Raw genomic sequence first — 11484 nt, 5'->3', positions numbered from 1 at the left:
GGCGCCTTCGCCGAGCACGTCGGCCAGCGACTCGGCCCCCTTGAGCCGCAGCACCTCCGTGGAGATGGCGGGGATCCCGCCCCGGGGGCCCGGTCCGTCCGTCGCGGGGACCAGATGGGACAGTTCGGGATAGGTGGACTCGCACACCGCCCTGGTGACACGGGCCTCGACCACGAGGGCGGTCCCGCCGACACCGGGGTCGCGCAGGGGCTCGGGAAGGGCGGACAGGACCCGCGCCACCTCCGCGTGGTGCCCCATCCACAGGAGTCCGCGCACCAGCGCGTACAGCTCGCATGCGGAGAGCCGCTCGACGAGGGCGCCCCGGGTGAGCCGCAGCAGATGGCGGGTCGCGGCTGAAGGGTCCATCCGCCACAGGGCGGCGGCGAGGGCGAGGGTGATCCGGGGACGGGCCGCCTCGTCGTCGCAGCAGGCCAGGGCGGTGTCGAGGCAGTCGACCGCGAACCCGACCTCCCCGCGCCCCATGGCCTGCTCGGCGGCCGCGCCCAGGATCGGGACCGCCCACGGCTGGTCCTCGGGTTCTGCCGCGCACAGGTGGTGCGCGATCCGCTCGACGGGCGCGTCGTCCCGGTGGAGGAGCCGGGCGCACCACAGGTGGGTCCGCGCCCTCTCCTGCGGTCCCATCAGGTCCAGAACGGCGGCCTGGGCCTCGGGGCAGCGAAAACCCCGGGCGTCCAGGAACCCCGCCGTCCTGAGCCGTCGCAGCCCGTCCCTGGTCTCGGCGTCCCCCAGGCCGGACAGGGTGGAGAGGGGGGAGTGCCCGGGCGGTTCCGACTCGCCCATGACGGCCAGCGCCTTGGCGAGCGGCACGGCCGAGGGGTCGTGGCGGCGCAGGTACTCGGTGAAGGAGACCCGGTAGGACTCGCCCGGCCGCACCCGGGACGTGGAGCGGTCCCGTCCTGACACACCCGCCGAGGTGTCCACCCGGTCGTCGAGAACGGCCCGTACCAGGCCCGGCACGCCTCCGGTGATCTCCACCAGGTCCGTGACGGTCTGGTCATCGGCCTCGGCGCGGTACTCCGACACGATCTCCCGCACGCCCGACCGGTCCAGGGGCGCGAGCCGGATCCGGGTGCAGTGGGGGAGCCACGCCAGTTCGCCGAGGGGCGCGGCGGCCCCCGAGTGGGGGAACGGTCGCCCGGAGACGACCGCCATGACCGGAGCCCGGTGCAGGCGCCGCAGGACATACAGGAGGCAGTGGGCCGAGGCGGCGTCGGTGTGGTGGGCGTCGTCGACGTGCAGGACCAGGGGGGTGTCCGCGGCCGTGTCGCGCAGCGTGAGGCAGAGTTCCTCCAACCGGAGCACGACCCGGGGCGGTAGGGGTTCTGGGGGGTGACCGGAGTCCCGTTCCGGGGCGGGGGACAGCGGGGGCAGCCCCGCTCCGTCCATGACCTGGTTGATCAGGCCCAGTTCCAACGCTCGCTCGCTGGGGGATCCGCTGGCGGACAGGTGTCTCGCTCCGCTGTCCGCCACGTGGCTGACGAAGTCTCCCAGCAGGACCGACTTGCCGGAGGCGGTCGGCCCCGTGAGGTGGACGAGGTGCCCCTCGCCCCTCACACACTCGTCGAAGAGCTTCCGCAGGAGGGATCGCTCGTGCTGTCTCTGGAGAGGTCGCATCTGCCAGATTCTCCGAGTGCCGGTGATCCCTCGTGCGGATTCCCGGTTTCGGGTCGATGAATGATTCGGCCCGGCACACACGGTCACCGGTGCGGCCGGTGCGGCGCGGGGGTCAGTCCTCGGAGCCGTGGGTGTTGTACCCGCTGGCGCGCTCCTGGCCGGACAGGCCGTGGATGGCGTCCATGATGCGGTCGGTGATCTCCCGGCGCGCCTTCCCCGGGGCCAGGTGGTCGTACCCGGTGGAGAAGTCCATCGGTCTGCCGAACCGCACGGTGAACGGGTGCGGGCGGGGGACCGGCGCGCCGATCGGCTGCACCCCCTGGGTCCCGGACACCGCCACCGGCACCACCGGCGCCTTGGACTCCAGCGCCAGGTGCGCCACGCCCGTCCGGCCCCGGTAGAGCCGCCCGTCCCGGGAGCGGGTGCCCTCGGGGTAGACCACGCACGCCTCGCCCTCGCGCAGCCGCTCGAGCATCAGCTCCAGCGACAGCATCGCGCCGCGGGCGTCGTTCCGCCGGACCGGCATGGCCCCCAGGGAGCTGAACACGGCCTTGGTCGCCCTCCCCTTGACCCCGGTCCCCTCGAAGTAGTCGCTCTTGGCCAGGAAACGGACCTGCCGCGTCCTGACCGCCAGCGGGATCACGACGCTGTCGACGAAGGAGAGGTGGTTGCTGGCGAGCAGTACCGCCCCCGTGGCGGGGACGTTCTCCCGGCCCTCGATGGTCGGTCGGCACAGTGTCCGGGCGAGGACCGCCGCGGTCTGCCGCAACGCACCGTAGAGCACGCGTGTTCTCCCTCACGAAGGTGGTCTTGTGTGACCCCCAATGTAAGGGCGACCCATGGGTAACAATGATCTGGGGCACGTGAACGGCATCACGACACGGCATCGGACGATGAGCCCTCGACGCGTCGATGACGTGCGAGAACCTCACGCGTCAGGCGTGCCCGGGCCCGGACCGGCTCAGTCCGCGCGCCGCCAGTCCGCGTTGGCCCCGCACACCACCAGGCACGGGTTCTCACCCGGGACCCGCCCGGCCAGCCACGCGGCGAACGGCACCGCCGCGGCCGGTTCGGTGGCGATCCGGAACTCCTCCCACAGCCGGTCCTGAGCCTGGACGATCTCCTCCTCGCCGACCAGCACGGGCGTCACCGGGTGCGCGCGCAACACCTCGAACGGCACCCGGCCCAGGACCGCCGCGCCCAGCGCCGAGGCCGCCACCGAGTCCACCGGGGTCCGCACCGGGTGCCCGGCGGCCAGCGCCGCGTGCAGGCTCTGGCAGCCCTCCGGCTCCACCGCGACCACGCGCCGCTCCTCCCCGATGCCCAGGCGCACACCCGCGACCAGGCCGCCGCCGCCCACCGCCACGGCGACCGTGTCGCACTCGGGGGCGTCGGCGGCGATCTCCAGGCCGATCGTGCCCTGACCGGCGACGACGAGCGGATCGTCGTAGGCGTGCAGGTAGCGCACCCCCTCGTTCTCCGCGCGCGTGCGGGCGGCCTCGGCTGCCTCGGCGTACTCCCGGCCCACGCGCACGATCTCCGCGCCCGTCTTGGCCAGTGCCGCCGCCTTGGCCTCGGGCACCGTCTCGGGCACGTACACGGCCGCCCGGATACCCAGCAGCGAGGCCGCGGTGGCCACGCCCAGCCCGTGGTTGCCGCCCGAAGCCGTGATCACCCGGTCGGTGGGCTCCCCGCCGAGCAGGGCGTTGAGCGCGCCGCGCAGCTTGAACGCGCCCGTGCGCTGGAGGTACTCCAGCTTCAGGGTGAGCGGGCGCCCGTCGACCTCGGTGCGCATGACCGGGGTGCGGCGGGCGTAGGGGGCGATGCGTTCGGCGGCGGCACGGACGTCGGTGGCCGTGGGCGTGCGCGAGGCACGTGCGGTACTCGGGCTCATGGCCCCATGCTGCCGCTACTGGGCATTAACTTAAAGTTGGGTCTGCTAAAGATCGTTAAGTGAAACTTTGTACCTGATTTTGTTGTACAGCGGGAACGGAGGGGAACCGTGCTGGACGCCAACCGGCTCCGCGTCCTCGTCGAGATCGCGCACGCCGGATCCATCGCCGCGGCCGCCGAACGCCTCTCGTTCACCCCGCCGGCCCTGTCCCAACAGCTCACCAAACTCGAACGCGAGGTCGGCTGCCGCCTGGTCGAGCGAGGACGGACCGGCGCCACCCTCACCGAGGCCGGACGCGTGCTGCTCGACCACGGCGAACGCGTCATGGGGGAGCTGCGCGACGCCGAGGCCGCCGTCCGCTCCATCGCGGGCGAGCCCCCCGACCGCCTGTCCCTGGGCGCGTTCGCCAGCGCGGGCAAGGTGCTGCTGCCCGAGACACTCGCCGCCTTCGGGCACGCCCACCCGCACGTGCGCCTGTCGCTGTCCGACATCGAACCGCCCGGCGGGTACGGTCTGGTCACCTCCGGGGACCTCGACCTGCTCGTCACCCACCGCTACCCGGGCGCACCCCTGCCCCACGTCGGCGGCCTGCACCGCGAACGCGTCCTGGTGGACCCGCTCATGGTGGTCGCCCCGGCCGGACACCCCGTCCTCGCCCACCGGGCCCCGACCCTGGCCGACCTGGCCGAGGAGGAGTGGATCTGCGGTGCGCCGGGCATCCCCAACCGGGTCAGCCTGGACACCGCCGCCGCGGCCGCCGGGGTGCGGCTGACCGTGGCCTACGAGACCCGCGACTACGAGGTCGCCCTCGCGCTGATCGAGGCGGGCGTGGGCGTGGCGCTCGTCCCGAACAGCATCCTCGGCGCCGCCCGGCGCGGGGACTGGGTCAGCCGACCCCTGCGCGGGGCCCGGCTCGCCCGGGACATCTTCACCGTGCACCGCCGCCGCCCCTCCGAACCGGTCTCGGCGATGGTGGGGATCCTGCGGCGCACCGCCGCGCGCGCGTTGGACCGGGGCGGGGCCTGAGGGGTCCGGGGGCGAGACGTGGGTGGAAGACACCTCGCGCCCGCTCACCCCGCTCGGTAGGGTCGCGGGAGTCCTTCGCCGAGGGGCCCATGGGATCAGCGTGCGGCCGCTCCGGCGGCCCCCACGCTGAGAGCAGGTTCCGTCGATGGCATGCCGTATCAGCGATCTCGTGATCGACTGCCGTGACCCCGAGGCGCTGGCCCGGTTCTGGTGCGAGGTCCTGGACTTCACGGTGCTCGCCCGGGGTGAGGAGGGCGTCGAGATCGGTCCGCGCGAAGGACTCGGCGGCCCGCAGCCGGTGATCGTCCTCATCCGCGGCGACGAGCCGAGGAAGGGCAAACTCCGGCTGCACATCGACGTCACCGCCACCGACCGCGACCAGGACGCCGAGCTCGAGCGCCTCCTGGCCGCCGGGGCCCGACCCGTCGACATCGGTCAGAGCGGGCAGGATCCCTGGCACGTCCTCGCCGATCCCGAAGGCAACGAGTTCTGCCTGCTCGGCGGTCGTATCGATCCGCTCTGACCACCCCGGTCACCACCGGGTCGGCTAGAGCGACGGCGCCCCGGGCGGACGCGGAGCGTTCCAGCGGTAGCGCAGCGCCAGGACGCGGACGGTGAAGCACGTCGCCGCGCCCCCGACCGCGACCCATCCCGCCCCGAGCCCGAACACGTCCACGACCACCACGAACCCCGCGCCGAGCATCGCCGGGATCGCGTACAGGCGCGAGTCGGCGCTCAGCACGGTCGGCACCCGGTTGATGAGGACGTCGCGGACGGTGCCGCCACCCACCGCGCTCAGCGCGCCCAGGATCGTCGCCTGGAGCGGACCGACCCCCAGCTCCAGCGCCTTGGTCGCCCCCGTCACCGCGAACAGGCTCAGCCCGGCCGCGTCGAAGAGCAGGATCGGCTTGTTCAGGTGGTGCAGCCACCGGCTGAGGAAGAACGCCACCGTGGCCCCCGACAGGGCCGTGACCAGGTACCGCCAGTCCTGGAAGGTCGCCGGGGTCACCCCGAGCAGGACGTCGCGGATGATGCCCCCTCCGATGGCGGTGACCACGCCCAGGGCCATCACGCCGACGATGTCCACCCGCGCCGAGCGGATGGCGGTCAGCGCCCCGTCCAGGGCGAACGCGAACACCCCGAGCAGGTCGAGGACGAGGAGGATGGTCTGGGTGGACATACGGCTGCGCCGGGACGGCGTCCTTTCCGGGGCGGGACCTTCGACAACCTGTCAGTACACCACGGGCGGACGGTGTCATCGCACGTCCTGGATGTGACACGCCGCACGGACGCCCCGAGGGGCGGCCACGTGAGGGCGTGTCGCCCCTTCCTCCTTCCGCTGCCAACCGCCACGATCGAGGGGTCCCACCGGCACACGGGCGGAGCGAGGAACATGGAGCACGTCGACGCGATCGTCATCGGCATGGGGCCAGGGGGTGAGACCGTCGCCTCCCGGCTCCTGGACGCGGGGCGCCGCGTCGCCGTGGCCGAGCGGGAGCTCATCGGAGGGGAGTGCGCCTACTACGCCTGCATCCCCTCCAAGGTGCTGCTCCGCGCACCCGAGGCCCGCCAGGAGGCGGTCGGCGCCGCCGGGGTGGACACACCCGGGCTCGACTGGCCCGCCCTGCGCGACCAACGCGACCGGATGATCCGCCACCTCGACGACTCCGCGCAGGTCCGGGGCTACCGCGACCGGGAGGCGCTCGTGCTCCGGGGGCGGGCCCGCGTCATCGGACGCGACCCCTGGCGGGTGTCCGCGGGCGGAACCGAGGTCAGCGCCGACCACCTCGTCGTGGCCACCGGCTCCGAGGCGGTCCGCCCGCCCGTGGCGGGCCTGGAGGACCTGGGACCGGACCTGATCTGGACCAACCGCGAGGCCACCACGCTGGCCGCCCCGCCAGGGAGGGCGCTGCTGATCGGCGGCGGCGCGGTCGGGATCGAACTCGGCCACTTCCTCAACCGGATGGGCACCGAGGTCACCCTCGTCCAGCGCGGCCCCCGTCTGTTGGACCGCGAGGACCCGCGCCTGTGCGAACTGATCGGCGCGCGGTTCGCCCGCGACGGCGTCGACGTGCGGGTGGGCACCACCGTCGACTCGGTCGCGCGCGACGGATCGGGGGTGCTTTCCACCCTCGACGACGGCCGGAGCGTGCGCACCGACGTCGTCGTCCTGGCCTCGGGCCGCCGCCCGAGCGCCGACGCGCTCGGCCTGGCGGAGCTGGGCGTGGAGCTGGACCGGGGCGCGCTGCCCGTGGACGAGAGCTGCCAGGCCGCACCGGGGCTGTGGGGGGTCGGCGACGTGACCGGGCGCGCGATGTTCACCCACGTGGCCAAGTACCAGGGCCGGATCGTCGCCGACAACGTCCTGGGACTGGGGCGGACCGCCGACTACACGGCCGTGCCCCGGGTGGTCTTCTCCGACCCCGAGATCGCCGCCGTGGGGCTCACCGCGGAGCGGGCCCGCGCCCGGGGGATCGACGTGGTCACCGCCGAGGTCGACGTCCCGGAGACCACCGCGCGGCCCTGGACCTACTCCACCGGGCCCGAGGGCAGGCTCGGTCTGGTCGCCGACCGCGCCGGCGGGGTGCTCGTGGGGGCGTGGGCGTTCGGCCCCCTGGTGTCGGAGTGGATCCACACCGCCGCCCTGGCGATCCACGCCCGTGTGCCGGTCGCGCTCCTGTCCGACTCGATCCCGCAGTTTCCCACGTTCAACGAGGCCTACCTCATCGCCCTGGAGCAGCTGGGCATCTGACCGGGGGAGGCGGGTGCGGAGCCGGCTCCGTGGGCGGTCCGGCCCCGCACCCGCCCACGTCCTCACCCGCGGCGGTACACCACCCGCCCGTCGACCACGGTCATCGCCACCGGCAGGTCGGGCAGGTCGTCGGGTGCGGTGGTGAGCGGATCGCCCGCGAACACGGTCAGGTCCGCACGGGTCCCCTCGCGCACCATCCCGGCGGTGGTCTCCTCCCCGGTGCCGTAGGCCGCCCACGACGTGTAGCCCGCCAGGGCCTGGAGGGCGGTGAGCGCCTGTTCCGGGCCCACCGGGTCCCGACCGTCCCATCCGGCGGGTCGCCGCAGCCGCGCCCCCGCCATGACCGGACGCGGGTCGAAGGCGGCGATCGGCCAGTCCGAACCCAGCGCCACCCGGCCGCCCGCCGCGACCACGTCCCCGTAGCGCCAGGCACGGGCGCAGCGCTCCGCGCCCACCCGGCCCGACCAGTTGTCGGAGTGGTCGGGCAGCGTCCAGTCCATGTGCGTGGGCTGCATCGAGGCGACCACGTCCAGTTCGGCGAAGCGCGGCACGTCCTCGTCGAGGATCAGTTCGGCGTGCTCGACCCGGTGCCGCCCCCGCGCGGGCGCGCCCACTTTCGCGTAGGTGTCGAGGGTGTAACCGACCGCGCGGTCCCCGATCGCGTGGGTGAAGGAGGGTAGCCCCAGCTCGGCCACGGCGCCCACCGCCCGCTGGTAGCGCTCGGGGTCCCGCCAGATGGGCCGGTTCCCCTCGCCCAGGCAGTCGGGGTGGTGCAGCCAGGCCGCGCCGCCGTCGATCGTGCCGTCGAGCAGGAACTTCACCGCGCCCGTCCGCAGCAGCCGCCCCGACCGCCCGCTCAGGTCGCGCACGATCTCCAGGGTGTCGTCGACCCGCCCGGGCAGTGCCCAGGGGGCGAGCAGGATCCGGCTGGTCAGCTCGTCGCGTTCGGAGAGCAGTTCCAGGGTCTCCAGGGTGCCGGGTGCCAGGTCCAGGACGTGCAGTCCGGTCAGGCCCACGGCGTTCTGCGCACCCAGCACGCGCCGCAGCTCACGCGCGCACTCCTCGGTGTCCATCGGGGGGACGGCCTCCTGACCGGTGAACACGGCCAGGGTCTCGCGCAGGTAGCCGGTGGGGCGCCCGTCGTCGTCCACGTCGATCTCGGAGTGGTCTGCGAACTCGATCGGTCCGGTGATCCCCGCGCGCCGCAGCCCCTCGGTGCTCATCAGCGCGTTGTGCGCGTCGATCATCGAGATCATCGCGGGGCGGCCGCCGACCGCCTCGTCGATGTGGTCGCGGTGCGGGGCGCCGGGCCGGAACGCGGTGTACTCCGCGCCGACGCCGATCACCCACGCGTCGGAGGGCAGGTCGGCGCAGTGCGCGCGCAGGGCACGGCGCACCTCGTCGAGGTCCTCGATGTGGGTGAGGTCGACCCCGCGCCCCTGGGACAGGGCCAGCACCGGGTGCTGGTGGGAGTCCACGAACCCGGGGGTGACCGTCAGGCCGCTCCCGTCGACCACCTCGGTGCGGCGGCCCGCCAGGGCGCCGACCTCGTGGTCGTCGCCGACGGCCGCCACCGTGCCGCCTCGGACGGCGACGGCGGTCGCGGACGGGCGCGCCGGGTCCATGGTGTGCACGCGGGCGCCGCGGATCAGCAGGTCGGGGGCGATCAACGGTAGCCTCCTCGGTTCAGCGGACGGACGATCGTCTTCGTGATCACGACGTGCGCCGCGGCGGTGACGGCGAAGGCGGGCAGAGACGCGGTCAGGTAGGGGAAGAGCGGGGAACTGGCGTAGGTCACTGGGTTGAGGAGGAGAAGGTACGTGCCCGCCCCCGCCGCCACGGCGACGAAGGCCGCCGGGTTGACCCCGCGCCAGAACCCGTAGCGGGACTCGGCGTCGTCGGTGTACAGGTCGCGCAGGTGCAGCGTGCGGCGGCGCAGGAGGTAGAAGTCGGCGAAGTAGACCGCGCACAGCGGCGCCACGATCAGCGCCACCAGGGCCAGGAAGCGGAAGAACAGCTCGTAGACCCCTCCGGGGAAGAAGACCATGACGGTGGCGGGCAGCAGGAGTAGCGCGGCGAGCACCGGCCAGGGCAGGTGGGCGATGGTGCCGTGCAGCCGTTGGACGGCCAGCGCCCCGGAGTAGGTCTGCCCCATGATGCTGGTGATGTTGGCGAAGGCGATGAACAGCAGAGCCAGCGCCCCCAGGGCCACGCCGCCGACCGGGACCATCCACGTCGTGGGGTCGCTGGAGCCGAAGGCGAGCGCGGCCAGTGTCCCGACCAGTCCGGCGACGGTGCTGGCGCCGAACAGGCCGATGAGGTTGGGCCAGTACGCCACCCGCGCGGTGGTGGTGAGGCGGGCGAGGTTGCCGGTGATCGCCCACCAGGAGAACCCGGCGCCCAGGCAGACCTCCAACGCGGTGGTGTAGCTGAGCAGCGGATCGTCCGTGGGGTCGAGTGGGGTGAGCGCCGCGAGTTCGGCGGGGCCGCGCTCGCGCAGGATCACGACGAGCATGACCAGGGTGACCACGGCCAGGGCCGGGGCGATGAGGCCGTTGACGCGGCTCAGTGAGAGCGGTCCGCGCAGCAGCAGGAGCCAGCAGGCCACGAGCGCCAGCAGGCAGAAGCCGATCACCACGGGGGAGTCCTCGCGAAGGTCGGTGCCCAGGACCGCGTTGGACACGTTGGCCAGCGCGCGGCCGAACATGATGGCCAGGATGGCGTTCCAGGTGGCCAGCAGGAACGGCATGAGCACCAGCAGGAGGATCCGGACGCCGTTGCGCCCGAAGACACTGCGCAGGGCGCCGAACTGCTCGACGCCGTACTTGGCCGAGGGGACGCACGTGGTCAGCGCGACCAGGACCACGCCGACGAGGTTGCCGACCACGGTGACGGCGACGGCCGCCTTGGCCCCGACGAAGAGCGCGACGCTCCCGCCGGTGAGGAAGGCCCAGGTGGCGATGGCCAGGCCCACGTTGACCGAGGTGAAGCCCCAAAAGCCCCACACGCGCTCGCCGCGCAGCAGGGGGAGTCCGGCCAGGGATCCTGCGGAACCGGGGGCGGTGGGTGCGTCGCTCATGACATCCCCCACCACAGCAGGAGGACTCCGGCGCCGACGACGGTGACCGCGGTCACCACGAGGTCGAGGGCGGGCAGGTCGGCGTGCGCGGGGTCGTGGTACTCGGGGGATTCGATGGTGCGGATTCGGATGTCCAATTCCGCCAGATCGTCCGCGTGCATGGTGGAACTCCTGACGACTAACGTTGTTAGTTGATAAGCTAGAGGGAGTTTCCCCATTTGTGAAGTACCTCACGGAAAACTTGACGGAGAGCGGTGCGGATGCGCGGGCGGCAGCGGTGAACGGCGGACCCCGGACGGCCCTGACGCGTACCCTGATCGCCTCCGCCGCCCTGGGCGTGCTCGACGAGGAGGGCGTCGACTCCCTCACCCTGCGCGAGGTCGCCCGGCGCCTGGAGGTCAAGGCGTCCTCGCTGTACAACCACGTGCGCTCCAAGTCCGAGATCCTCGACCTGGTCACCGAGCTGATCGTGTCGAAGGTCGACCTGTCCCTGCTGGAGGGCCCCGACTGGCGCGCGGGCCTGCGCCACTTCGCCACCACCTACCGGGACGCCTTCCTCGCGCACCCCAACGCCGCCGCGGTCATCGCGCGCCGCGCCGTGGAGACCCCCACCGCCCTGCGGTACTACGCCAGGTCCGTCGCCCTGCTCACGGAGGCCGGGTGGCCGCCCGCCACGGCGCTGGAGATCGTCCTGGCGGTCGACTACATCGTCATGGGCTCGATCATCGTGCCCTTCTCCACCGGCTTCGTCCGACCCCCGGCCTCCTACGGGGCCGACCACGCACCTCTGGCCGCGGCCATCAGCGCCGTGGACCCGGCCACCGTCGACGACACCGCCTTCCGGGCCACCCTGGAGGCCTACCTGACCGGGCTCGGTGACCCGCTGGCCGGGTAGGGCGTGTCTTCCCCGGGCCTGACTTCGCGTCGGCCCGCCCGTCACCCTCCACCACCCTCAAACGTCGCCTGCGGCGCGGTTCCTCCCTCTTCGTCACCCTCCACCACCCGAGGGACCGCTTCGCGGCGGGGCGGGCGCCCTCAACGGAAGCCCACGACGCGGCCCTGGCCGTCGCGCGCCCGCCGGAGCCCGAACGAAACCCC

11 protein-coding genes are annotated in these 11484 nt (G+C 73.2%); 4 read left to right on the top strand and 7 right to left on the bottom strand.

Going from position 1 to position 11484, the window contains the following annotated elements:
• The 3 genes from D471_RS0112350 to D471_RS0112340 form a co-directional block, all read right to left on the bottom strand.
• Window positions 1-1635: AAA family ATPase (locus tag D471_RS0112350; protein WP_017598902.1), on the bottom strand; the 1635-nt coding region annotated here is incomplete at its 3' end.
• A gap of 112 nt (window positions 1636-1747) precedes the next feature.
• The gene (locus tag D471_RS0112345) at window positions 1748-2419 is read right to left on the bottom strand and encodes a lysophospholipid acyltransferase family protein (protein ID WP_017598901.1); all 672 of its coding nucleotides are present in this window, start codon (window positions 2417-2419) and stop codon (window positions 1748-1750) included.
• A gap of 177 nt (window positions 2420-2596) precedes the next feature.
• Window positions 2597-3529: a threonine/serine dehydratase gene (locus D471_RS0112340; protein ID WP_017598900.1), complete on the bottom strand. Its 933-nt coding sequence runs from the start codon at window positions 3527-3529 to the stop codon at window positions 2597-2599.
• 108 nt (window positions 3530-3637) lie between these two features.
• Here D471_RS0112340 and D471_RS0112335 point away from each other — a divergent pair, with 108 nt between their 5' ends.
• Together D471_RS0112335 and D471_RS0112330 are read left to right on the top strand one after the other, a co-directional pair.
• On the top strand, window positions 3638-4555 hold the full coding sequence (locus D471_RS0112335) for a LysR family transcriptional regulator (protein ID WP_017598899.1): 918 nt from the start codon (window positions 3638-3640) through the stop codon (window positions 4553-4555).
• A gap of 145 nt (window positions 4556-4700) precedes the next feature.
• Window positions 4701-5078: a VOC family protein gene (locus tag D471_RS0112330; protein ID WP_017598898.1), complete on the top strand. Its 378-nt coding sequence runs from the start codon at window positions 4701-4703 to the stop codon at window positions 5076-5078.
• A 24-nt stretch (window positions 5079-5102) separates the two neighbouring features.
• Here D471_RS0112330 and D471_RS0112325 read toward each other — a convergent pair whose 3' ends face one another.
• The gene (locus D471_RS0112325; protein ID WP_017598897.1) at window positions 5103-5735 is read right to left on the bottom strand and encodes a trimeric intracellular cation channel family protein; all 633 of its coding nucleotides are present in this window, start codon (window positions 5733-5735) and stop codon (window positions 5103-5105) included.
• Between the two features lie 213 nt (window positions 5736-5948).
• On the opposite strand from D471_RS0112325, the gene D471_RS0112320 reads away from it, so the two are divergent.
• Window positions 5949-7307, top strand: a complete 1359-nt coding sequence (locus tag D471_RS0112320; RefSeq protein ID WP_017598896.1) for a dihydrolipoyl dehydrogenase family protein — start codon at window positions 5949-5951, stop codon at window positions 7305-7307.
• A 62-nt stretch (window positions 7308-7369) separates the two neighbouring features.
• On the opposite strand, the gene D471_RS0112315 is transcribed toward D471_RS0112320, so the two are convergent.
• The 3 genes from D471_RS0112315 to D471_RS40825 are packed head-to-tail and all read right to left on the bottom strand — an operon-like array spanning window position 7370 to window position 10547.
• Window positions 7370-8977: an amidohydrolase gene (locus tag D471_RS0112315; protein WP_017598895.1), complete on the bottom strand. Its 1608-nt coding sequence runs from the start codon at window positions 8975-8977 to the stop codon at window positions 7370-7372.
• The gene (locus D471_RS0112310) at window positions 8974-10386 is read right to left on the bottom strand and encodes a cytosine permease (RefSeq protein WP_017598894.1); all 1413 of its coding nucleotides are present in this window, start codon (window positions 10384-10386) and stop codon (window positions 8974-8976) included. The genes D471_RS0112315 and D471_RS0112310 overlap by 4 nt, the downstream gene beginning before the upstream one ends.
• Window positions 10383-10547 (bottom strand): hypothetical protein, encoded by a 165-nt coding sequence (locus D471_RS40825; protein ID WP_017598893.1) that lies wholly within the window; start codon window positions 10545-10547, stop codon window positions 10383-10385. The genes D471_RS0112310 and D471_RS40825 overlap by 4 nt, the downstream gene beginning before the upstream one ends.
• 116 nt (window positions 10548-10663) lie before the next feature.
• Between D471_RS40825 and D471_RS0112300 the strand changes: the two genes are divergently transcribed.
• On the top strand, window positions 10664-11281 hold the full coding sequence (locus tag D471_RS0112300; RefSeq protein ID WP_017598892.1) for a TetR/AcrR family transcriptional regulator: 618 nt from the start codon (window positions 10664-10666) through the stop codon (window positions 11279-11281).
• Window positions 11282-11484 lie beyond the last annotated feature (203 nt).

This window comes from Nocardiopsis lucentensis DSM 44048 (genome assembly GCF_000341125.1).
Taxonomy (GTDB): domain Bacteria; phylum Actinomycetota; class Actinomycetes; order Streptosporangiales; family Streptosporangiaceae; genus Nocardiopsis; species Nocardiopsis lucentensis.
Note: the sequence above shows the minus strand (reverse complement) of the source record. Positions and strands in the feature narration are given on the sequence as shown.

Excerpts from the sequence above, each read along its gene's own strand:
- D471_RS0112340 (WP_017598900.1), bottom strand. The coding sequence starts at position 3,529 with ATGAGCCCGAGTACCGCACGTGCCTCGCGCACGCCCACGGCCACCGAC.
- D471_RS0112330 (WP_017598898.1), top strand. The coding sequence starts at position 4,701 with ATGGCATGCCGTATCAGCGATCTCGTGATCGACTGCCGTGACCCCGAG.
- D471_RS0112325 (WP_017598897.1), bottom strand. The coding sequence starts at position 5,735 with ATGTCCACCCAGACCATCCTCCTCGTCCTCGACCTGCTCGGGGTGTTC.
- D471_RS0112320 (WP_017598896.1), top strand. The coding sequence starts at position 5,949 with ATGGAGCACGTCGACGCGATCGTCATCGGCATGGGGCCAGGGGGTGAG.
- D471_RS0112310 (WP_017598894.1), bottom strand. The coding sequence starts at position 10,386 with ATGAGCGACGCACCCACCGCCCCCGGTTCCGCAGGATCCCTGGCCGGA.
- D471_RS40825 (WP_017598893.1), bottom strand. The coding sequence starts at position 10,547 with ATGCACGCGGACGATCTGGCGGAATTGGACATCCGAATCCGCACCATC.